Below are 21190 nucleotides of genomic sequence, written 5' to 3'. Positions count from 1 at the left end.
AACCGGCGGAAACGCCGGTTTTTCTTTATCTTTTAATACTGTGAATGGTTTGAAGGAACCGGTTCAGGCTTTCTGTTGTGGCAGCCAGCCTTCCAGGCGGCGAACAGCTTCTTCCATTTCCTCGATCTTTCCGGCATAGGAAAAGCGCATCGTGCGATGCCCGTCCAGCGGGTCGAAATCCCGTCCCGGCGTTGCAGCAATATTGATTTCGGCAATCATGCGACGCGCAAATTCCATGCTGTCATTGGTGAAGCGCGAAACGTCACAATAGGCATAGAATGCACCATCCATCGGTGCAGCCAGGCTAAGACCTACACGCGGAAGATGATCAAGCAGGATGAGCCTGCTCTGGCGATAACGGTCCTTTACTCGCTCAAGCTCCGCTGTTGCGTGAAAAGCTTCGATGGCAGCACGCTGGGAAAGCTCCGGTGCGGATATATAAAGGCTCTGGCTCAACCGCTCAATTGCGCGGATATCGCCTTCTGGAAGAACCATCCAGCCGATACGCCAGCCGGTCATGCAGTAATACTTGGAGAACGAATTGATGACCGTCACATCGTTTGAAATCTCCAATGCCGTGACATCATCCGTTTCATAGGAAAGCCGGTGATAAATTTCGTCGGAAATGACCCGGATACCGAGATCGCCGGCTGTTTCGATGATCGCTTTGAGGTCCGCCTTATCGATAACCGCGCCGGTCGGATTGGCCGGACTGGCAAACAATACGCCCTTCAGGGGCTTTTCAGTATGTGCCGCAGCAAGCGCTTCAGCGGTTAGTGATGCCGATGTTCCGTCTCCAGTCGATATTTCCACGACCTCAAGGCCTAGTGCCGTCAATATATTGCGATAGGCGGGATAGCCTGGACGTGTAATGGCAACTCTGTCGCCCGGATCGAAATAAACCAAAAAGGCCAGATTGAAGGCGGCAGACGAGCCAGTTGTGACGGCAATACGCTCCGGCGAGACCGAAACACCATAATGATCGGCATAATGAGCAGCGATCGCCTCTCTCAGTTCGACCAGTCCCAGAGCATCGGTATAACCAATGCGACCGTCTTTCAAAGCGCGTTCAGCAGCTTGTCGAACGACCAACGGTGCCGGGTCGGCAGGCTGCCCTACCGCCATGGAAATGATTGGATGTCCGACTGCGCGACGACGGTTAGCTTCTGCCAGAACGTCCATGGCATGGAAGGGTTCGACTGCGCTGCGGCTGGAAAGAGTGACCAACTTTACCTCCAGAAAATTGCGAGTGGCGTTCGCTACACCCGCCGTATAATCGCCAGATTGCTAAAGCAACAGCACCTTTTGAGAAAATGCGGCAAATCCGGGATGGAGACTATCTCTCACCTGCCTATAGATGATTGAATGCAAAGGCTATAAGAATCGAGCCGGTTTGAAGAAGGACGAACAACACGATGGGGACGATGACTGCACCTTTCCCAGCCAGGAGATTCTCTTTCCATACTCTAGCTCGACATACGATGGCCGTAATGGCTGCGATGTCCGTAGCCGTTACCAGTGCCCTGCCCGCATCCGCACAATCGCGAGGCGGTAGTGTCCCCATTGTTCGTGACGCCGAAATCGAAGCGCTTGTCGCCGATTATGCAACACCGATCCTCAAGGTGGCTGGTCTGAGCAGCCGCGGCATTCGGGTCATTCTGGTCAACTCACAAAGCTTCAATGCCTTTGTCGATGGGCGCCGTATTTTTATCAATACCGGTGCAATCATGCAGGCGGAAACGCCCAATGAAATCATCGGCGTGATTGCGCACGAATCGGGCCACCTTGCCGGAGGACATCAGGAGCGTTTGCGCGAACAGCTGAGCCGTGCCCGCAATATGGCGATCATCGGCATGCTGCTTGGTGTTGGGGCTGGCGTTGCAGGTGCCGCAAGCGGCAGCGGCAATGCCGCGGGAGCTGGAGCTGGCATTGCCATGGGTTCAAGCGAAATAGCCATGCGCAGTGTGCTCAACTATCAGCGCACGGAAGAAATGACTGCCGATCGTCTAGCGGTGAATTATCTCAATGCCACCGGGCAATCAACCAAGGGCATGCTCGATACTTTCGAGCGCTTCGCATCGGCCTTGTCGCTTACCGGTACGCAGATAGACCAGTATCGTATTAGCCACCCTCTCCCGCGTGAGCGAATTGCCAATCTTGAGGAACTGGCGAGAAAGAGCCCTTATTTCAACAAGACCGACTCTCCGGCGTTACAGTTGCGCCATGACATGGCTCGCGCCAAAATTGCCGCCTATTCCGGCAATATGGGCGCGCTTCAGCGCATGTTCCGCAACAATCCCGGCGGGCTTCCTGCTCGCTATGGCAATGCCATCACGACATTCCTCAACGGATCGGCTCGTGCGGCACTGCCAAAGTTCGATGCATTGATCAAGGAACAGCCGAAGAACCCGTATTTCCAGGAAATGCGCGGTGAAGTCTTGTTGAAAGCCAACGATCCGACAGGGGCGGCAAAGGCTTTTCAGAAGGCCGTTTCGCTCGATTCACGCAAGTCACCACTGCTACGCATGAGCTACGGGCGCGCTATGATGCTTACCGGAGCAAAGGCAAGCATGCCGACGGCAATCAAGGAAATCAAAGCGGGCATTGCTTCTGATCCGGAGTTTCCGGGCGGATACGGCTATCTCGCACAAGCTTACGGACAACAGGGCGATATGGCGCTCGCCGATCTTGCCACTGCCGACATGAATTATTATTCGGGCAAACTTCAGCAGGCCAAGATCTTTGCCATCCGAGCGCAAAAGAAAATGAAGCCCGGCACACCTAATTGGCTTCGCGCGCAAGATATTATCAATGCCAAGAAAAGCAAATAAGGCAAGGGTTCGCACCTGAGCCCCATATTGAAGACAGATAGGAATTTGGAATGAAGAACGCAGTTTCCATAACAGTTGCCAGCGGGATCGTGGGCATCGCAGCGCTTGCAGTGGGCTTTTATGCAGGCATTGCCCGGCAGGCTCCAGCCACTGCGGAAAGCCCTACGGTCCCCGTCGCGATGAACCAGCAGGCCATAGAAAATGTTGTGCGCAACTATCTTATCCAGAATCCTGAACTGATGCTGGAAGTACAAAGCGCGCTTGAAACCAAGCAGGCACATGCGGCGCAGGAGCAGATAAAGCAGGTATTGGCCGCTAATCGCAGCACGCTTTACGACCCCAAGCATGACGCCGTGTTTGGCAATCCAGATGGCGATGTGACCGTCTATGAATTCTTCGATTACAATTGCGGCTACTGCAAGCGGGCACTGCCTGACATGGAAGCCATTTTGAAAACGGACAAAAATGTCCGGTTCGTTATGAAGGAATTTCCGATTCTCGGACCAGATTCGGTTAAGGCGCACATTGTGGCCCAGGCTTTCAAGGCGCTAATGCCTGAAAAATATGCTGAATTCCATGAAGTGCTGCTAGGTACTCAGGGACGTGCAACGGAAGAATCTGCCGTGGCTGATGCCGTAAAACTGGGGGCCGATGAAGCGCAGCTGCGTGAAAAGATGAAGGATCCGGCCATCGCCGGCTCATTCCAACAGACCTATCAGCTTGCCCAGCAGCTCAATATTTCCGGCACTCCATCCTACATCATCGGCGATGAACTGGTACCCGGCGCAATCGGTGTGGACGGACTGGTTGAGAGAATCGCGGCAGCACGTGCTGCAGTGAAGAAATAAGCAAAACGGCCATGGCTTGACTGATCACTTTTGTGAAACAGTTTAAGCCGTGGCATTTAATATTCGTGTTGAATGAAGAAAAATTGCCGTCTTGCCTGCCCATTTCGCAAAGAATAGCGGGAAAAACCGGTTCGGCAAAACATCTGCAATGATTTAGAGGGTTTCGACTTGCGTCCAAGCCCTCTATATGAAATGCGAAGTGTACCGAAATTTCGTGGTAACGCGTTATCAGTCGCGGACGGATATGGCAAAAACGATTTTTGTTTTGAACGGCCCCAATCTCAATCTTCTCGGTAAACGAGAACCGGGGATATACGGCGTTGCAACGCTCGATAATATCGAGGCAGACTGCAAACGTGAGGCCGGGCTTCTTGGACTGGAAGTTGATTTTCGACAGTCCAATTACGAAGGCGACTTGGTGACCTGGATTCAGGAGGCAGGCGACAAAAATGCCTATGTTCTCATCAATCCTGCCGCCTATAGCCACACTTCGGTTGCTATTCATGATGCAATCCGCTCGGCCAAGGTAACGGTCGTGGAAGTGCATCTTTCGAACATTCATGCGCGTGAAGCTTTCCGGCATCACTCCTATGTATCCGCAGTCGCCAAAGGTGTTATTTGCGGCTTTGGCGCGGAAGGATATCTGCTCGGTCTGCGCGCGCTTGCGGCAATTGCCAAAGAAGAAGAAAACAACGGGCAAAGCGTTAAAGGGGCCTGATATGTCCAGCAAAAATTCCGTCATCGACAAGGAAACGATCCGCGATCTGGCGGATATTCTCAATGAAACCGACCTGACCGATATCGAAGTGGAACACGGTGATCTGCGTATCCGCGTTTCGCGCAAGGTCACGGTTCAGGCGGCAGCAACCGTTATGCCTGCTGCAGCTCCTGTTGCTGCCGCTCCGGCCGCGCCAGCTGCTGCAGCCGCTGAACCAACCAAGGCCGATTTGTCGAAGAACGCCGTTCCGTCGCCGATGGTTGGCACTGCCTATCTTGCTCCTGCTCCAGGCGCCCGCAACTTCATCGAGGTTGGCGCACAGGTGAAGGAAGGTCAGACGCTTCTCATCATCGAAGCCATGAAGACCATGAACCAAATCCCGGCCCCACGTGCTGGTACGGTCAAGGCCATTCTCATCGAAGACGCCCAGCCGGTTGAATTCGGTGAGCCGCTCGTCGTAATCGAATAAGACAACAGATTACGGCTTATTCAATGAACGGGCAGCAAAGCGCAATGTTTCAAAAGATACTCATAGCCAATCGTGGCGAAATCGCTCTTCGCGTGCTCAGGGCTTGTAAGGAACTGGGCATCAAGACCGTCGCCGTTCACTCCACGGCAGATGCCGATGCGATGCATGTGCGTCTGGCAGACGAAAGCGTTTGCATCGGGCCGCCGCCGTCGCGCGACAGCTATCTGAACATTCATCAGATCGTCGCTGCTTGCGAAATCACCGGTGCCGACGCAATCCATCCGGGTTACGGCTTCCTGTCGGAAAATGCCAAGTTTGCGGAAATTCTTGAAGCGCACAGCATTACCTTCATCGGCCCCACCGCTTCACATATCCGCATCATGGGCGACAAGATTGAAGCCAAGCGTACTGCAAAGCGTCTCGGCATTCCGGTCGTTCCGGGTTCTGACGGCGGCGTGACGGATGACGCGGAAGCGGCTCGCGTTGCAAAGGAAATCGGCTATCCCGTCATCATCAAGGCTTCGGCCGGTGGTGGCGGACGTGGCATGAAGGTCGCCCGCAGCGAGGAAGATCTTTCTGTGGCCCTCGCAACCGCCCGCTCCGAAGCAGGAGCAGCCTTTGGTGACGACGCGGTCTATATCGAGAAGTATCTCGAAAAGCCGCGCCACATCGAAGTACAGGTCATGGGCGATGGTGCAGGCAATGCCATTCATCTGGGTGAGCGCGACTGCTCGTTGCAGCGGCGCCACCAGAAGGTTTGGGAAGAAGCCAATTCACCGGCGCTCAATGCCGAAGCACGCGACAAGATCGGCATGGTTTGCGCCAACGCCTGTGCGGAGCTGGGATATCGCGGTGCGGGAACGATCGAGTTCCTTTATGAGGACGGCGAGTTCTATTTCATCGAAATGAATACGCGCCTTCAGGTGGAGCATCCAATCACGGAAGCCATCACAGGCATTGATCTCGTTCATGAACAGATCAGAGTTGCAGCCGGCCTCGGCCTGTCGGTCAAGCAGAAGGATATCCGGTTCTCCGGCCACGCCATCGAATGCCGGATCAACGCTGAAGATCCGCTGACATTTGCGCCTTCGCCGGGCTTGATCACGCATTATCATACGCCGGGTGGGCTTGGCATCCGTGTAGATTCGGGTGTCTATTCCGGTTACCGTATTCCGCCTTATTACGACAGCCTTATCGGCAAGCTCATCGTGCACGGTCGCAATCGCGTCGAATGCATGATGCGTCTGCGCCGCGCGCTGGACGAGTTCGTGGTGGATGGTGTCAAAACCACGCTTCCTCTCTTCCAGGACCTGATCGCCAATCAGGACATTGCTAACGGCGATTACGACATTCATTGGCTGGAAAAATATCTGGCCACGAAAACCAAAAACGCCTGACGAAAGTGACCGCAGGAGTGTCCCCGGACGACTATTCAATCGAACCGGAGTTGCTCCTGCGGGCCTATGCCACGGGAATATTTCCCATGGCAGAAGAAGCCGACGACCCGGAAGTCTTCTGGGTTCGTCCCGAGAGGCGCGGTGTTATACCCCTCGACAGCTTCCACATGCCGAAAAGCCTTCAGAAGACCATCCGCCAAGGCATTTTTGATATAAGACTCGACAGTGATTTCGATGGCGTGATCGAAGGTTGTGCCAGCGGAACCGGCGAACGCGCGCGCACATGGATCAATAGGCCAATCCGAGAAGCCTACAGGAAATTGTTCGAGATCGGACATTGCCACACCGTTGAAGCCTGGCATGAGGGACAGCTCGTCGGTGGGCTGTATGGCGTGACGCTCGGGCGCGCCTTTTTCGGTGAAAGCATGTTCACCCGCAAGCGGGATGCGTCGAAGGTCTGCCTTGCCTATCTGGTCCAGCATCTGGTCAGCCGAGGTTTCGTGCTTCTCGACACGCAGTTTACGACGCCACATCTCGAAAGATTTGGCGCTGTCGAAGTTCCACGAAAAAAATATGAGAAATTGCTGGAAAACGCGCTCGACGGGATCGCGCGTTTCTGAAATGGCTGCCGTTAGTTACGCTGATCCGGCGGAGGCACTTCCGACTTCTGCTTGCAGTTCTTCAGCCAGACGTCATAGATCGGGTGCTCGACAGCGTTAAGACCTGGGCTATCGGCAAACATCCAGCCGGTGAAGATACGGCGAATCTTGCGATCCAGCGTAATTTCATCGACTTCAACAAAGCCATCCGTGCGTGGCGCTTCATCTTCGGTACGAGAATAGCAAACTTTCGGCGTTACCTGCAGCGCACCAAACTGAACCGTCTCATTGATATAGACATCGAATGTCGTGATACGTCCGGTAATTTTATCGAGACCCGAGAACTCAGCAACCGGGTTGGTGATGCGTTCAGCCATGGCTGTCTGAAAGCTGCTGGTGATCGCCATGAATGAAATCAAGGCAACTTGTACAGTCCTTTTGATCGAGTTTTTCCCGTTACCAGCTGCGCCGTGAGATTGCTTCGTCAAAACGGAGATCCGCATCCAAAGGGTTTAAATTAAGCCGGAACAATTCCTAAGCATGAAATGTGACGATTCGTTGCCCTGTCGCAAGCCGCAATACAGCCATAAGCATGAAGCAAGCCGTCTATCCTCAAACCTTTTCCGCTATAGCATCAAAAGGCGGACATATAAGAAATCCGGCGCAGATGGATGGATGCGCCGGACAAAAATCAAAACCGATTATCAGTTGCCCGGTGTCCAGGCATCGTATTCGCCGGTCACGCGCGGACGTTCCGCAGGCTCCGCACCCGGACGAGCAATAGCGCCTTTCGGACGATAAGCCAGCGGCGAACCGGTCAGGTTCTGCAGATGCGGCTTCTGCCAGTCGCGCGGCTTGTAATCTTCCTTGGAGGGCGGCGTGTCGACGCGATGATGTATCCAGCCATGCCAGCCCGGAGGAATGGCGCTTGCTTCCGCATAGCCATTGAAGATTACCCAGCGGCGTGTGCGACCCTCGGAGTCCTTGCCGCCCTGATAATAGATATTGCCGAACTCGTCCTCACCGACGCGCTCGCCTTTGCGCCACGTATGAAACCGCGTGCCGAGCGTCTGGCCGTTCCACCAGGTGAAAACTTGCGTAATAAATTTCTTCATGACCTATTCCAGATCCATTATTGCCACAGGTGACCGAAACCACCGGGTTTTCATGCTTATGGCCCTATCGACCAGCCATGGCAAGGGTCAAGTTGCCGCTGTCACAAGAGTATGATGAGCCCAAAGCGCTACGCGCTTCAGGCTTTTGTGTTCTGGCATGTCTTGATCCCCAAACCGGTTCCCGCTTTGGGGAGACATGCTTTACATGCTCCAGCCTTCGAGCGGCTTTTCCATCACCAGCACAGGTTCCTTGCAATTGGGATCACCCCAATCTTCATTGCGCCCGACTTTGGTATAGCCCTTGCGCTCGTAGAAATTCACCGCTTTGGTGTTTCTTTCGATCACCTCAAGCTTCATCTTTTGAACGCCAGGAAAAGCCATCTCCATTTCAGCAAGAAGCATTGTCCCGATGCCCTGCACTTGCGCGTCCGGACGAACATAAAGCTGATGCAGCGAAGCCTTGCCTTCTTCGGATTGGCTGGCAAAAGCCATACCGTCAATGCCGCCATTGCCATTATCGGCGACGATGAACTCCGAATAAGGCTTCTTCAGATTGGCCTTCAGAACAGCAATGCTGTGCCACTGGGCGGTAACGGCATCCACCATTTCCCGCCCGAGAATATCATCGAAGGTCGCGTGCCAAGTCGATACAAGCAGCTCATGTACTGCCTTGAGATCGGCCTCCGTCGCACTTCTGACCCACATTACTCTTCGATCCCGAGCTTGGCCTTGACCAGTTCATTGACAGACTGCGGGTTGGCCTTGCCGCCGGTTGCCTTCATGACCTGCCCGACGAACCAGCCAGCAAGCGTTGGCTTGGCCTTTGCCTGCTCGACCTTTTCCGGGTTGGCGGCGATGACATCGTCCACGGCCTTCTCGATGGCGCCGGTGTCCGTGACCTGCTTCATGCCGCGTTCTTCAACGAGCGTCTTCGGATCGCCGCCCTCATTCCAGACGATCTCGAAAAGATCCTTGGCGATCTTGCCGGAAATCGTACCATCCTTGATCAGATCGATAATCGCGCCGAGCTGGGCGGGTGATACAGGTGATTCCTCGATCTCCTTGCCCGCCTTGTTCAGAGCACCAAGAAGGTCGTTGATGACCCAGTTTGCAGCGGCCTTACCATCGCGACCATCACAGACAGCTTCATAGTAATCCGCGATGGCCTTTTCCGTGACCAGAATTGAGGCGTCATAAACCGAAATGCCGAGCTTCTCGACCAGACGATCTTTCTTGACGTCCGGCAGTTCCGGCAGTTCCGCTGCCAACGCGTCCACGAACGCCTGATCGAATTCAAGTGGCAGCAGATCCGGGTCGGGGAAATAACGATAGTCGTGCGCTTCTTCCTTGGAACGCATGGACCGGGTTTCGCCCTTTACCGGATCGAACAAACGTGTTTCCTGATCGATAGAACCTCCATCCTCAAGAATGGCAATCTGACGACGAGCCTCATATTCAATCGCCTGACCGACGAAGCGGATCGAGTTGACGTTCTTGATTTCGCAACGCGTACCGAACTCGCCGCCTGGACGACGTACCGAAACGTTGACGTCGGCGCGCATCGATCCTTCATCCATATTGCCGTCGCACGTGCCAAGATAGCGGACAATCGTGCGCAGCTTGGTCAGATAAGCGCGCGCTTCATCGGAGGAGCGCAAGTCCGGCTTCGACACGATTTCCATCAACGCTACGCCAGAACGGTTCAGGTCGACGTAGGACATGGTCGGATGCTGGTCGTGCATGGACTTGCCTGCATCCTGTTCCAGATGCAGGCGCTCGATGCCGATTTCCACGTCTTCGAACTGGCCCTTATTGTCCGGGCCGACCGAAATCATGATCTTGCCTTCACCAACGATCGGCTGCTTGAACTGCGAAATCTGATAGCCCTGCGGCAGATCGGGATAGAAATAGTTCTTGCGGTCAAAAACCGATTTCAGATTGATCTGAGCATTGAGCCCGATGCCTGTGCGAACCGCCTGCTTGACGCATTCCAGATTGATGACCGGCAGCATGCCCGGCATCGCCGCATCAACCAGAGAAACATTCGAATTAGGCTCGGCGCCGAACGAAGTGGAGGCGCCGGAGAACAGCTTCGATTCTGACGTGACCTGCGCATGGACTTCCATGCCGATGACGACTTCCCAGTCGCCGGTCGCGCCGGAGATAAAGCGTTTGGGTTCAGGTATACGCGTATCGATTAGGGACATTACTGGCTCGACAATACTGTGATTGGGCTGAAACTGATTGTTGTATTGGCTAGAGCAAAGCCCCACCGGATGCAAGCTTTTCAGCCACCATTTCCGTGATGGCAAAACGAAAAGGCCGCGCATAGCGCGGCCTCTCCAAATTCATGCTTGAAGCGAAGATCAAGCCTCTTCGGACTTACCTTCGTCGGCCTTCTTCTTCGGAGCGGCCTTCTTCTTGGCAGCAGCCTTCTTGGCAGGCTTTGCTTCCGAAGCAGCATCTTCGTCCTCAGCCGTCAGCTCTTCCTTCGAAACCTTCTTGTCGGTCACATTGATGTTGGCGAGCAGATGGTCAACGACCTTTTCTTCAAAGATCGGTGCGCGAAGATTGGCAACGGCATCCGGTGTCTTGCGCAGGAATTCGTAGATTTCCTTTTCCTGGCCCGGATAGCGACGAACCTGGTCGTAAACAGCGCGCTGCAGTTCTTCTTCAGAAACTTCAACACCAGCCTTTTCACCGATTTCCGACAGAACCAGACCGAGGCGCACGCGACGCTCAGCAAGCTTGCGATATTCTTCGCGAGCAGCTTCTTCGGTGGTTTCTTCATCTTCGAACGTGCGGCCAGCCTGCTGCAGATCGAAGTTGATCTGCTGCCAGATGTTGTTGAACTCGGCGTCAACAAGCTTCTGCGGCGTTTCGAACTGGTAGTCGCCATCCAAGGCGTCGAGAATCTGACGCTTTACCTTCTGGCGGGTGATCTGGCCGTACTGGCTTTCGATCTGTTCACGAACAACCTGACGCAGGCGCTCAAGCGATTCGATGCCGAGCTTCTTGGCCGTTTCGTCATCGAGAACGAGTTCGTTCGGCTTGGCAACTTCCTTGACCTTGATGTCGAAGGTAGCTTCCTTGCCAGCCAGATGAGCAGCGCCGTATTCAGCAGGGAAAGTTACGTTGATAACCTTCTCATCACCGGCCTTGACGCCAACGAGCTGTTCTTCGAAGCCCGGAATGAACTGGCCGGAACCGAGAACAAGCTGCGCATCATTGTCCGCGCCGCCTTCAAATGGTTCGCCGTCGAGCTTGCCCAGATAATCGATCGTGACGCGATCTTCATTTTCGGCCTTGCCCTTCTTGGTCTCGAAGGTGCGGGTGGACGAAGCGATGCGCTTGACCTGATCGTCAACTTCCTCATCGGAAATATCGACAACTTCACGGGTAACGGCGATCTTTGAGAAATCCTTGACTTCGATTGCCGGCAGAACTTCGTAGTTCAGCGAGAAAACGAAATCGGCCTTGCCGTCGAGAACCTGTTCGGCCTCTTTTTCGTCTTCCGACATGATGACTTCAGGCTGCGTAGCCGACTTTTCGTTACGTTCAGCGAGAAGCGAGCGCGACGAGTCGTTGAGGATTTCGTTGACGATTTCCGCCATGAAGGACTTGCCGTACATCTTGCGGAGGTGAGCCGCAGGCACCTTGCCCGGACGGAAACCGTTGATGCGTGCGCGGTCACGCGCAGTTTCCAGCCGCTCTGCGAGCTTGGCTTCGAGGTCCTTGGCCGGAACCACGACTTTGATCTCGCGCTTCAGCCCTTCATTGAGCGTTTCGGTAACCTGCATGTTCAAACCTTCACTTCTTGTCATTGTCCCGCCGTCACCGGCCTGTTTGCCTTGTCGCGGGAGAGAAATTCTTTTGCCTTATGGCAGTTGGTGCGGATGGAGGGACTCGAACCCCCACGGTCTCCCGCCAGAACCTAAATCTGGTGCGTCTACCAATTTCGCCACATCCGCTTCTGAACCGAAGCACATTCCTCAGAACGCACTATAATTCGTCTCAGATATTGAACCGCCCCTCGAAAGCGCGCGTCTCTATATCATCCAATTTTCCCGGTTCAAAGGAAAAAAGCCGCCTTCCCTGCATAGATTTGCAAGGTTCGATCAGACTACCCTTTCCGTCTCTATATAGCGATCCTGTCGCGTCAGCCAACCCTTTTGAAACAGGGCGTGATATCAGGATCAATAAAGTGGCTCCTGATAAAGCTGTCGTCCGTCTTCCTGCAGGGCTTTGATGACAGGCATTCCGTTCTGATCAACCGCCACAACGGCAGTAATCCGCCTCTTCCGCTGGCTGTCCTCAATCGCACGTCCCTGCCCTTCGGGTACATAATACCGTTCAATGCCGAAATTGAGACGGATATTCGATTGCGGATCATCAGAGATGGAATAGGTAGCTTCGCCCCGAATCTGCACTTCGCCTGAGGCGAGTTCCGAAAACGGATGGAATGAGGCGCGAGAAAAGCGTGCTATTCCGTTCGCATCGGGCTTCACCACCACATATACAGTACGCGAACCGGCAGGTCGTTCGCCTTGAATGTCTTTTCGTGACAGACTGGAAATCTCGTAACCCAGAACAACATAATCACCGCGCATCAGGTCGCGCGGGTCGAACGGTTCCGTCTGAAGTGTCACTTCCGTGCCGGAACGCAAGACAGAGGCACGTTTCTCTATGCCTGCATAAAGAATGCCTGTTTGCAGCAATGCAGTGATGGTTGCTCCGACATAGAGCCATTTGAACCGAATGGTCATGGATGAAGCTCCACGCTGCTTTTCCTTCCGAAACGGTTCTCCATACGTCGCACAAATGCAGCCAGCAGCAACACGAGAATACCCGCAGTCAGGAAGAAGCCGGATGTGCCGATCATCGTACCGACAGTCTCGAAAGCCAGATAGAGGACTTCGATTGAAAATGCAGCATAGGCTATCGAACGCAAGCCACCGTTATTCCGACCACCAATAGCAATGGCTCCGACCGAAAGCGCCAATATGAACATGCTATATAATATGTCCCGATCCAGACTTGCGGTAACACCGGAATAGGAGAACATCTGGTTGAGCTGAAGTGTAACAAGTGACAACAGTGCCAGAAGCAGGCCGTATGCCGCAAGCGGATGGGCGAAGCGGGTCAGTCTCTGCAGCGTCACATGGGCCAATCCGTCAGCCAGTATCAAACCGATTCCCGCGACTAGCATAAGCACCAGTACCGTATTGCTCTCATGCTCGGCATAAACGAGCAAAGCCCAACCGATGGAGAACGCGGCCCATAAATGCGCCGCATGTCGCGAGCGTGTGAACAAGGCCGCCGCAGCACCGAACAGCAAAAGCAGCGGTCCGATCCAACGATAAGCCATGTCATCATAGGACGACGTATCAAATACGTAGGTCGAGAGATAAAAGCAGGCGACACCAGCCCCGAACGCCGCCAGTACCGGCGCGCGCAAGAGAAAAGCTGAAACCAGAACGCCCACAGACCAATAGATTGCGGCGGAATGGAGATCGCCAGACAAATGATACATTTGCCCCACGAGCGCCAGCCCTGCCCCAAACGATGCAGCCCCCACGACGTATAGTGCTGCTGGGAACAGTTTGTCACCACGCGATTGTCGCCAGGCTCCGCCGAGATAGCTCACCCATATCAGAACGAATATGAGGCCGATGCGCATCAGGCGTGGCATTTCCTGCCAGTTCGCAGCAACCAGCATGATAACGGCTGCTCCGAGAAGCAGCCCGCCAAGCGTAGCCAGAACGGAACCTAGGCTGAAGACCGCAGCACGCTTTTCAAGATCGGCATTCAGTTTCGATGCTGTCTCGGCATCGATCAGACCGTCCCGCTGCCATCTCTCGATCAAGCGTTCAACAGAAATGGAAAATGACAAATTAGCTCCTGGTTATTCTGGCAGTTGTCGCTATCGCAACCGTAAGCGGTTGAGAACATATAGGAAACCACACTGTAGGCAAAGAGTGGATCAAATCGCTTTGCGGCAATTTTGTGCCCTACCAGTCTAATCGATTTAACGTGTCGTGCAGAACCCGCAGAGCAGCTATGCAAACTCGGGTCTGCAACCTGCGAAAACAATAGCTTATATAATGGGCAACAAACGAGATGAATTGAACAGAACTCCAGTTCCTCAACGATGAAGGAATAGCACGATGAACCTTATCCGCTCTTACAACAACTGGCGCCGTTACCGCGACACCGTCAATGAACTCAGCCAGCTCTCCACCCGTGAGCTGAACGATCTTGGCATCTCCCGCGCGGACATTCCGTTCGTGGCTCGCCAGACCAAGACCCGTTAAAGACCAGGGCTCGCTAATTAACGAGCCTCACAGTTTATCCCGATATGGGTTTATCCAAGTCTGGCTCCTCCTCCCACCAGACCTGGTTCATCGCAGAACCATCCTCCTCCCAGGTTTTGCGATAACAAGACCGGTTCTCCTCCTCCCAATGCCGGTCTTACCATAATGGCATCCGTCGCTCCTCCTCCCGCGACGGATGCCATTTCTTTTTGCGGCTCGATTCCCATCCTCAGCGAGCCTTCTCCATTGAAGGCGTTCAACAAAGGCGATAAGGGAATGACCCATGTCAAACACATCCGATCTTTCTCCCGTTCACGTCGTCGGCGGCGGCCTTGCTGGTTCTGAAGCTGCATGGCAGCTCGCGCAGGCGGGCGTGCCCGTCATACTGCACGAAATGCGCCCCGTGCGCGGTACCGATGCCCACAAGACCGAGCAGCTTGCAGAGCTCGTCTGTTCCAACTCTTTCCGCTCGGATGATGCCGAAACCAATGCCGTCGGCGTTCTTCATGCCGAAATGCGCCTTGCCGGATCGCTCATCATGGCGTGCGCCGATGCCCATCAGGTTCCGGCTGGCGGCGCATTGGCTGTCGACCGCGAAGGCTTTTCGCAGGCCGTCACTGCCAAGCTTGAAGCCCATCCACTGATTACAATCGTTCGGGAAGAAGTGACCGGTCTTCCGCCAGAGGAATGGGGAACGAGCATCGTTGCCACCGGACCTCTGACCGCGCCTTCACTGGCTGAAGCCATCCAGGCGCAGACCGGTGCTGATGCTCTGGCCTTCTTTGATGCCATCGCGCCGATCATCCATTTTGATTCGATCAATATGGATGTCTGCTGGTTTCAGTCGCGCTATGACAAGGTTGGCCCCGGCGGCACCGGGAAAGACTATATCAACTGCCCCATGGACAAGGAGCAGTATGAGGCGTTCGTGGCCGCATTGGTTGAAGGCGACAAGACCGACTTCAAGGAATGGGAAGGCACACCCTATTTCGATGGTTGCCTGCCGATCGAAGTGATGGCCGAACGCGGACCGGAAACCTTGCGTCATGGCCCGATGAAGCCGATGGGCCTCACCAATGCTCATAATCCGACCGTAAAGGCTTATGCTGTCGTGCAGCTCCGTCAGGACAATGCACTCGGCACGCTCTACAACATGGTCGGCTTCCAGACGAAGCTGAAATACGGCTCGCAGACGGACATTTTCAAAATGATTCCCGGTCTGGAGAATGCGGAGTTCGCACGCCTGGGCGGCCTTCACCGCAACACCTATCTGAATTCTCCAGTATTGCTCGACGGTACGCTTCGCCTGAAATCGCGCGAGACATTGCGCTTTGCCGGTCAGGTGACCGGTTGTGAGGGCTATGTCGAATCGTCTGCCATCGGATTGTTGGCAGGCCGTTTCACAGCCGCAGAAAAACTTGGACAGACGCTGCCACCCCCGCCGGGAACAACCGCGTTCGGCGCTCTGCTCGGTCATATTACCGGTGGGCATATCGTGGCGGATGACGAGCCGGGCAAACGTTCGTTCCAGCCGATGAATGTGAATTTCGGCCTATTCCCGCCCGTCGATGTTCCAAAGCCCGAAGGCAAGCGCCTGCGCGGCAAGGAAAAGACCGTCGCCAAGAAGCGCGCGCTTGCTGCTCGCGCTCTGGCCGATTGCCGTCAATGGTTGGGACTGGCCGAGTGAAATTGTGATGGCTTCGGTTCGAATGGACTGAAGCTTGTCCTTTTTGAATGCTCAGAAATTGGCTCTAAACATGAGCCATTGCTTTCGGATCGCGGAAATGTCCGCGATCTTTTCGGAGGCCTGCGCGCCAAGACTCTCAATTGCCCGCAGATAGGCTGGAACGAGCGCCAAAGGCAGAAACGCCGGGGCAAGGCTCTTCGGCAGCTGCGATCTGTTTTTCTCGAAAATCGCCAGATGTTCACGCGCGAAGGCAAGCATGATGCTGATGACGCGCCCGATCGCTGCCTTGTCATCCCCGGCAAGCAACATTTCGCGCGTCACGCCGACCGCCTGCAACATATCGGCGGGAACATAGACTTGCCCGCGCCGCCGATGCATAGGCATAAGGCGAAGCAAGCCGGTCACCGCCTGAGCCACACCGGCATGGCCGGCTATTTCCGTCTGTGCCTGCGCGGCATCTTTGTCCAATATAAAGCCGGCTAATTGGATGATAGCCGATGCGGTTTCACCGCAATAACCTTCCAGATCATTGCGGCTGGGCATCGGGTCATCATAAAGATCGAAGATGCGCGCTTCGCAGTAATTATCGAAGGCAGCTCGGGGCAGCTCATATTTTTCAATGGTGCCGATCAGTGCTGCGGCCACGGGATGCGCTTCAGCACTGCCTCGCGCCTCGCCATTGATGAGATCGCGCCACCATTGCAACCGGACTTCGCCCGGCAGCGGTTCGTGGACCAGATCACGGATACGCGCAACCTCTGCATTGAACGCGTATAATGCAGCCAGACCGCCCCGATGGTCCTCCGATGCGTAAAGCACTGAAAGATAGCGATCCCTGTCCGCTTCGCGAAGCAATGCCAGGCAATGTGCCTCATTCTCGTTCATAGCAATCAGTCTACAGCAATCAGAGCCGCCGCAACCGCGCGATCTTCGGCCAGAAGCACATTATAGGTTCGGACGGCTGCACCCGTGCTCATGGGATCGGAAGAAATGCGGTGTTCGCGCAGGATGGCGCGCACATCTTCAGGGATACGGCGCAAATCCATGCCCGTCCCCACCAGAAGAATTTCAATATCGGATGCCTGCTCAAGGATCATCTTGAGATCGGCTTTGCCCAGTATCGGCGGTGTCGCGGGTTCCCAGCCATGAATGCCCGAAGGCAGGCAAAGGATGGACCCACGATGCGACATTTCGGCGAAACGGAAGCCCCCGTCCCCATAAGCATCAATGGGAGCACGGCCCGGAAAATGGGCCTCGCGTATCTCTATCCCCTTGGCCATTTTCAGCTTTCCAAATTCAGCGATTGTGCCAGTTCATCATCCATTTGATCGCTGGATTCATCCGGCCCGCGCGGCTTGAGGCCGAACTGAACCAACAATGGAGCTGCGATGAAGATCGATGAATAGCTCGCAACGATGATACCGACGCTCAGTGCCAATGCAAAGCTGCGGATATCAGCACCGCCGAAGGCATAGAGCGGAATATGCGCGAGAAAGGTCACAAAGGACGTCAGCAAGGTACGCGATAGCGTCTGGTTGATCGACGCATCGATGATGGCAGGCAGTGGTGCGCTTTTATAGACGCGCAGATTCTCACGCACGCGGTCGTAAATCACAACCGTATCGTTGAGCGAATAACCGATGATCGTCAGGATTGCCGCAACGCTCCACAGATTGAACTCCATGCGGAACACAATGAACATACCTGCGAGGATGATAACGTCGTGCAAGGTAGACAGTACTGCGCCAAGCGCAAGCTGCCAGCGGAACCGCACCCATACGTAGATGAAGATTCCGATCAGCGACAGAATAACAGCTAGAATACCGGCGCGGGAAAGCTGTTCCGAAACCGTCGGGCCAACGACTTCAACACGCTGAAACGAATAATCCTGCTCGAATTCGCCGCGCAGCTTCACAGCGACGGTTTGTTCGGCATCGTCGCCAACTTCCTGACTGCCAATAATGACAAGGGCAGAACGCGGGGACTTTGCCGGCAGGACACGGGCGCTATCGATGTTGAGTTCGGTAAGGCGTTCAGTGATATCTTCAAGATTGGCGTCGCCGCTGCGGGCCTGCAGTTCAACCATCGAGCCGCCACGGAAATCAATGCCGTAATTGAAGCCGATATTGACGAACAGTGCGACCACAATGGCACAGGCCAGAACCGAGATACCAAGTGTTACGAACTGCAGACGCATAAACGGAATGTGCGTTACAGTCGGGACCAGTTTCAGACGACGCTTCGGCACTTCCTTCGGCTTGGCCGTGCGTACCCATTGCGCAATCAGCAGTCGGGTAAAGGTGAGTGTGGTAAAGAGCGTTGTACCGATACCGACTGCCACCGTCAGCGCGAAGCCGTGAACCGTTCCTGAACCGAGCAGGAACAGAACGAGCGCAGCAATCAGCGTGGTGAGATTCGCGTCGATAATCGTTGAGAGGGCGCGATAGAAGCCGGATTCCATGGCCTGAACAACAGAATATCCCTTCCGACGATCTTCGCGCACACGTTCGTAAATCAGGATGTGAGCATCGACCGCCAGACCTATGGTCAGCACCAGACCAGCAATGCTGGCAAGACTGATCGAAGCGCCGATCAGCGACAATATGGCTGTCAGGATGATGATATTGACGGCCAGTGCGACCATGGCGATCACGCCAAGGATGCCGTATGACAAGACCATGAACAGGCCGACAAGCAACACCGCAAGCAATGCTGCCAGTGCGGCAGCGCTGGCATAGTCCTCACCCAGAGCCGATGCGATCGTGCGCTCTTCCAGAACCGTAACATTCTGCGGCAGCGCGCCGGAACGCAGTACAACCGCCATATTGTTGGCCGCCTGAAGATCGAAAGCACCTGAAATCTGCAGCTCGTCGGTATCCAGCTTCTCATCGACAGCAGGCGCGGAAACGATCTGGTTATCGACGACGATAGCAAAACTGCCACCAACCAGATGCGATGTTGCTTCGGCAAGGCTTTTGCGGCCTGCATCGTCCAACATCAGCGTAATGACCGGTTCGGTATCATTGTCCGTAAGTGTCGCCTTGGCGTCGGTCACATTGGCGCCAGTCAGGATCGGCTGCTTCTTGACGAGATAGCCGACAGGCGGATCGTCATAGGAATAGATGATTTCACTGTCAGCCGGCGGCGTACCGCGAATGGCATCATCCGGCGACATGGTGCTATCGACAGCACGGAAAGAGAAATTGCCGCGAACGCTGAGAATGTCTTTCAGCAGCTGCGCGTCATAGACGCCGGGAACTTCGACCCGAATCTGATTGCGGTTTTCTTCTTCCACAAGAGGTTTGCCATAACCAAGCTCCTCCAGACGCTGCCGCATAATATTGGCTGTGCGCTCGAGGTCCCCTCGCCCGAGGTTTTGCACTTGCAGGACCAGACGCGAGCCACCCGAAAGATCGAGCCCAAGGGCAATCTGCTGCTTCGGCAGGAAATTTGGCAGTTTTGCCAACGTCTCACGCGAGAAAAAGTTAGGGGATGCGATGACGATACTCACGAGAACCGCGAGCCATATCAGGGCAGATTTCCAGCGTGAAAAATAGAGCATAGAGCAGCAATTCCGTATCAGCTTGGATAGAGCAGGCCGGAGTTCACCTGTTGCGAACCGCTCTCCGGCGTCGTGGTATGCGCATCATATGTTAGCGCTTACCGAATAATGCGCAGGCCCCGGTTATGGAAATCTTACCGGGGCCTGCGTGTCGTAAAAAGAATTACTTGTTCTTGTTGTCGGCGACGGGCTCGCCCTTGACGCGAACATCCATCAGCGTGCTGCGCATAACGCGAATGCGAACGCCCTCAGCGATTTCGACTTCAAGTTCGTTGTCGTCAACAACCTTCTGAACCTTGCCGACAATGCCGCCGCCGGTGACGACCGTGTCGCCGCGGCGAACCTGGGAAAGCATTTCCTGACGCTTCTTCATCTGGGTCCGCTGCGGACGGATGATAAGGAAGTACATGATGACGAAGATCAGGATGAACGGCAGAATGCTCATGAGCATGTCTGGTCCAGCAGCGCCGCCGGATGCTTGAGCGAAAGCCGGTGTTACGAACATTAGGAACTCCTCTGAAGTCTCGAAGACAAATTATTAACGGCATTACAATGGTTAGCGCGCCAAATGCAACCGGCGATGATCCCGCCTGCGCCAAGGTCGCACACTTTTCGCTTCCGCTGTGACATGTTAAGCCGTTCGTCTATCACTAGGGGCATGAAATGACGACCGAAGACATACTCAGCCAGAAACTGGACCGCTTGATCGCCGCGCTGGAACGCATCGCGCCGCCGGAAGCCAAAACACCCGATCTTGATGCCGCAGACTGCTTTGTCTGGGCGCCTGAGCGCCTGACCCTTGATCCGGTCAACAATGTGAACCGCGTGGATATCGCACTGATCCGTGGCGTAGATTTGGTACGTGACCAGCTCGTGGACAATACCCGGCGCTTTGCAAAAGGATTTCCGGCAAACAACGTGCTGCTTTGGGGCGCGCGCGGCATGGGCAAATCCTCGCTCGTCAAGGCTGCGCAGGCAAGCGTGAACGCAGAAATGCCTGACCGTACTCCACTCAAGCTGATCGAAATTCATCGCGAGGATATCGATAGTCTTCCGACATTGATGAATCTCATCAAGGAAACGGACTATCGCTTCATCCTGTTTTGCGACGACCTTTCTTTCGATCATGACGATACGTCATACAAGTCGCTCAAGGCCGCGCTTGAAGGCGGCGTGGAAGGACGCCCCGGCAATGTGATCTTCTATGCGACGTCGAACCGGCGCCATCTGATGCCACGCGACATGATCGACAATGAGCGCTCAACGGCAATCAATCCTTCGGAAGCGATAGAGGAAAAAGTATCGCTTTCAGACCGTTTCGGTCTCTGGCTCGGCTTCCACAAATGCAGCCAGGACGATTACCTCGCTATGGTCGACGGCTATGCAGCCTATTTTAAGCTGGCTTACGATCCTGCCAAAATGCATACCGAAGCGCTGGAATGGTCCACGACGCGCGGAAATCGTTCGGGACGCGTTGCATGGCAGTATATCCAGGATCTGGCCGGTCGCCTCGGAATTGCAATGTAAAGAGATGTACGACGCATAAAAGGAAAGGCGGGCTTTTAGCCCGCCCCAGGCTGCTGACAAACCCCTGGCTATGCCGGGGGTTTTGTGATTCATTGGGATATGTTGAAGAAACCAGCCGCCGCA

General features: G+C 54.8%; 21 protein-coding genes and 1 tRNA gene. 9 read left to right on the top strand and 13 right to left on the bottom strand.

The window, feature by feature from the left end; all coding sequences use genetic code 11:
* Window positions 1-63: 63 nt before the first annotated feature.
* Window positions 64-1227, bottom strand: a complete 1164-nt coding sequence (locus tag JNC70_RS14990) for a pyridoxal phosphate-dependent aminotransferase (protein WP_104757266.1) — start codon at window positions 1225-1227, stop codon at window positions 64-66.
* Window positions 1228-1415: 188 nt separating this feature from the next.
* Between JNC70_RS14990 and JNC70_RS14985 the strand changes: the two genes are divergently transcribed.
* The 6 genes from JNC70_RS14985 to aat all read left to right on the top strand — a co-directional run bounded on the left by JNC70_RS14985 (window position 1416) and on the right by aat (window position 6883).
* Window positions 1416-2831: a M48 family metalloprotease gene (locus JNC70_RS14985; RefSeq protein WP_104757267.1), complete on the top strand. Its 1416-nt coding sequence runs from the start codon at window positions 1416-1418 to the stop codon at window positions 2829-2831.
* Window positions 2832-2881: 50 nt separating this feature from the next.
* Window positions 2882-3679: a DsbA family protein gene (locus tag JNC70_RS14980; RefSeq protein WP_104757268.1), complete on the top strand. Its 798-nt coding sequence runs from the start codon at window positions 2882-2884 to the stop codon at window positions 3677-3679.
* Window positions 3680-3923: 244 nt separating this feature from the next.
* Window positions 3924-4397 carry a type II 3-dehydroquinate dehydratase gene (gene aroQ / locus JNC70_RS14975; RefSeq protein WP_104757285.1) on the top strand — a complete coding sequence of 158 codons (474 nt, stop codon included), beginning with the start codon at window positions 3924-3926 and terminating at the stop codon, window positions 4395-4397.
* Window position 4398: 1 nt separating this feature from the next.
* On the top strand, window positions 4399-4866 hold the full coding sequence (accB, locus tag JNC70_RS14970) for an acetyl-CoA carboxylase biotin carboxyl carrier protein (protein ID WP_104757270.1): 468 nt from the start codon (window positions 4399-4401) through the stop codon (window positions 4864-4866).
* A 44-nt stretch (window positions 4867-4910) separates the two neighbouring features.
* Window positions 4911-6263 carry an acetyl-CoA carboxylase biotin carboxylase subunit gene (gene accC / locus JNC70_RS14965; protein ID WP_104757271.1) on the top strand — a complete coding sequence of 451 codons (1353 nt, stop codon included), beginning with the start codon at window positions 4911-4913 and terminating at the stop codon, window positions 6261-6263.
* Window positions 6264-6313: 50 nt separating this feature from the next.
* Window positions 6314-6883 carry a leucyl/phenylalanyl-tRNA--protein transferase gene (aat, locus tag JNC70_RS14960; protein WP_104757286.1) on the top strand — a complete coding sequence of 190 codons (570 nt, stop codon included), beginning with the start codon at window positions 6314-6316 and terminating at the stop codon, window positions 6881-6883.
* An 11-nt stretch (window positions 6884-6894) separates the two neighbouring features.
* Here aat and JNC70_RS14955 read toward each other — a convergent pair whose 3' ends face one another.
* The 8 genes from JNC70_RS14955 to JNC70_RS14920 all read right to left on the bottom strand — a co-directional run bounded on the left by JNC70_RS14955 (window position 6895) and on the right by JNC70_RS14920 (window position 13870).
* On the bottom strand, window positions 6895-7365 hold the full coding sequence (locus JNC70_RS14955; RefSeq protein WP_104757272.1) for a DUF2155 domain-containing protein: 471 nt from the start codon (window positions 7363-7365) through the stop codon (window positions 6895-6897).
* 201 nt (window positions 7366-7566) lie between these two features.
* A complete protein-coding gene (locus tag JNC70_RS14950) occupies window positions 7567-7977 on the bottom strand; it encodes an NADH:ubiquinone oxidoreductase subunit NDUFA12 (RefSeq protein WP_104757273.1) in 411 nt (136 codons plus the stop codon).
* 201 nt (window positions 7978-8178) lie between these two features.
* Window positions 8179-8682, bottom strand: a complete 504-nt coding sequence (locus JNC70_RS14945; protein WP_104757274.1) for a GNAT family N-acetyltransferase — start codon at window positions 8680-8682, stop codon at window positions 8179-8181.
* Window positions 8682-10184, bottom strand: a complete 1503-nt coding sequence (gatB, locus tag JNC70_RS14940) for an Asp-tRNA(Asn)/Glu-tRNA(Gln) amidotransferase subunit GatB (protein WP_104757275.1) — start codon at window positions 10182-10184, stop codon at window positions 8682-8684. Before gatB ends, JNC70_RS14945 begins: the two co-directional genes overlap by 1 nt.
* 159 nt (window positions 10185-10343) lie before the next feature.
* Window positions 10344-11777 (bottom strand): trigger factor, encoded by a 1434-nt coding sequence (tig, locus tag JNC70_RS14935; protein ID WP_280952377.1) that lies wholly within the window; start codon window positions 11775-11777, stop codon window positions 10344-10346.
* Between the two features lie 88 nt (window positions 11778-11865).
* Window positions 11866-11948 (bottom strand) — tRNA-Leu (locus tag JNC70_RS14930).
* A gap of 225 nt (window positions 11949-12173) precedes the next feature.
* Window positions 12174-12743 carry a GDYXXLXY domain-containing protein gene (locus JNC70_RS14925; protein WP_104757277.1) on the bottom strand — a complete coding sequence of 190 codons (570 nt, stop codon included), beginning with the start codon at window positions 12741-12743 and terminating at the stop codon, window positions 12174-12176.
* Window positions 12740-13870: a DUF2157 domain-containing protein gene (locus JNC70_RS14920; RefSeq protein WP_104757278.1), complete on the bottom strand. Its 1131-nt coding sequence runs from the start codon at window positions 13868-13870 to the stop codon at window positions 12740-12742. The genes JNC70_RS14925 and JNC70_RS14920 overlap by 4 nt, the downstream gene beginning before the upstream one ends.
* Before the next feature lie 274 nt (window positions 13871-14144).
* On the opposite strand from JNC70_RS14920, the gene JNC70_RS14915 reads away from it, so the two are divergent.
* Window positions 14145-14291 (top strand): DUF1127 domain-containing protein, encoded by a 147-nt coding sequence (locus JNC70_RS14915; protein WP_104757279.1) that lies wholly within the window; start codon window positions 14145-14147, stop codon window positions 14289-14291.
* Window positions 14292-14574: 283 nt separating this feature from the next.
* Window positions 14575-15978 carry a methylenetetrahydrofolate--tRNA-(uracil(54)-C(5))-methyltransferase (FADH(2)-oxidizing) TrmFO gene (trmFO, locus tag JNC70_RS14910; protein WP_104757280.1) on the top strand — a complete coding sequence of 468 codons (1404 nt, stop codon included), beginning with the start codon at window positions 14575-14577 and terminating at the stop codon, window positions 15976-15978.
* Window positions 15979-16029: 51 nt separating this feature from the next.
* Here the strand turns inward: trmFO and JNC70_RS14905 are convergent, their stop codons facing one another.
* The 4 genes from JNC70_RS14905 to yajC form a co-directional block, all read right to left on the bottom strand.
* Window positions 16030-16863 carry a phytoene/squalene synthase family protein gene (locus tag JNC70_RS14905; RefSeq protein ID WP_104757281.1) on the bottom strand — a complete coding sequence of 278 codons (834 nt, stop codon included), beginning with the start codon at window positions 16861-16863 and terminating at the stop codon, window positions 16030-16032.
* Window positions 16864-16868: 5 nt separating this feature from the next.
* Entirely contained in the window at window positions 16869-17258 is a 390-nt protein-coding gene (locus JNC70_RS14900) for an Mth938-like domain-containing protein (RefSeq protein ID WP_061346414.1), read from the bottom strand.
* 2 nt (window positions 17259-17260) lie between these two features.
* Window positions 17261-19540, bottom strand: a complete 2280-nt coding sequence (gene secDF, locus JNC70_RS14895; RefSeq protein ID WP_245414812.1) for a protein translocase subunit SecDF — start codon at window positions 19538-19540, stop codon at window positions 17261-17263.
* Between the two features lie 163 nt (window positions 19541-19703).
* Window positions 19704-20045, bottom strand: a complete 342-nt coding sequence (gene yajC / locus JNC70_RS14890) for a preprotein translocase subunit YajC (protein WP_006466672.1) — start codon at window positions 20043-20045, stop codon at window positions 19704-19706.
* 158 nt (window positions 20046-20203) lie between these two features.
* Here yajC and JNC70_RS14885 point away from each other — a divergent pair, with 158 nt between their 5' ends.
* The gene (locus JNC70_RS14885; RefSeq protein ID WP_104757283.1) at window positions 20204-21067 is read left to right on the top strand and encodes an ATP-binding protein; all 864 of its coding nucleotides are present in this window, start codon (window positions 20204-20206) and stop codon (window positions 21065-21067) included.
* Window positions 21068-21190 lie beyond the last annotated feature (123 nt).

This window comes from Brucella oryzae (assembly GCF_041929965.1).
Classification (GTDB): Bacteria; Pseudomonadota; Alphaproteobacteria; order Rhizobiales; family Rhizobiaceae; genus Brucella; species Brucella oryzae.
Note: the sequence above shows the minus strand (reverse complement) of the source record. Positions and strands in the feature narration are given on the sequence as shown.

Excerpts from the sequence above, each read along its gene's own strand:
- aroQ (WP_104757285.1), top strand. The coding sequence starts at position 3,924 with ATGGCAAAAACGATTTTTGTTTTGAACGGCCCCAATCTCAATCTTCTC.
- gatB (WP_104757275.1), bottom strand. The coding sequence starts at position 10,184 with ATGTCCCTAATCGATACGCGTATACCTGAACCCAAACGCTTTATCTCC.
- accC (WP_104757271.1), top strand. The coding sequence starts at position 4,911 with ATGTTTCAAAAGATACTCATAGCCAATCGTGGCGAAATCGCTCTTCGC.
- JNC70_RS14905 (WP_104757281.1), bottom strand. The coding sequence starts at position 16,863 with ATGAACGAGAATGAGGCACATTGCCTGGCATTGCTTCGCGAAGCGGAC.
- JNC70_RS14945 (WP_104757274.1), bottom strand. The coding sequence starts at position 8,682 with ATGTGGGTCAGAAGTGCGACGGAGGCCGATCTCAAGGCAGTACATGAG.
- JNC70_RS14955 (WP_104757272.1), bottom strand. The coding sequence starts at position 7,365 with ATGCGGATCTCCGTTTTGACGAAGCAATCTCACGGCGCAGCTGGTAAC.
- JNC70_RS14950 (WP_104757273.1), bottom strand. The coding sequence starts at position 7,977 with ATGAAGAAATTTATTACGCAAGTTTTCACCTGGTGGAACGGCCAGACG.
- secDF (WP_245414812.1), bottom strand. The coding sequence starts at position 19,540 with ATGCTCTATTTTTCACGCTGGAAATCTGCCCTGATATGGCTCGCGGTT.
- yajC (WP_006466672.1), bottom strand. The coding sequence starts at position 20,045 with ATGTTCGTAACACCGGCTTTCGCTCAAGCATCCGGCGGCGCTGCTGGA.
- trmFO (WP_104757280.1), top strand. The coding sequence starts at position 14,575 with ATGTCAAACACATCCGATCTTTCTCCCGTTCACGTCGTCGGCGGCGGC.
- JNC70_RS14985 (WP_104757267.1), top strand. The coding sequence starts at position 1,416 with ATGGGGACGATGACTGCACCTTTCCCAGCCAGGAGATTCTCTTTCCAT.
- JNC70_RS14915 (WP_104757279.1), top strand. The coding sequence starts at position 14,145 with ATGAACCTTATCCGCTCTTACAACAACTGGCGCCGTTACCGCGACACC.
- JNC70_RS14885 (WP_104757283.1), top strand. The coding sequence starts at position 20,204 with ATGACGACCGAAGACATACTCAGCCAGAAACTGGACCGCTTGATCGCC.
- JNC70_RS14925 (WP_104757277.1), bottom strand. The coding sequence starts at position 12,743 with ATGACCATTCGGTTCAAATGGCTCTATGTCGGAGCAACCATCACTGCA.
- JNC70_RS14980 (WP_104757268.1), top strand. The coding sequence starts at position 2,882 with ATGAAGAACGCAGTTTCCATAACAGTTGCCAGCGGGATCGTGGGCATC.
- accB (WP_104757270.1), top strand. The coding sequence starts at position 4,399 with ATGTCCAGCAAAAATTCCGTCATCGACAAGGAAACGATCCGCGATCTG.
- tig (WP_280952377.1), bottom strand. The coding sequence starts at position 11,777 with ATGCAGGTTACCGAAACGCTCAATGAAGGGCTGAAGCGCGAGATCAAA.
- JNC70_RS14900 (WP_061346414.1), bottom strand. The coding sequence starts at position 17,258 with ATGGCCAAGGGGATAGAGATACGCGAGGCCCATTTTCCGGGCCGTGCT.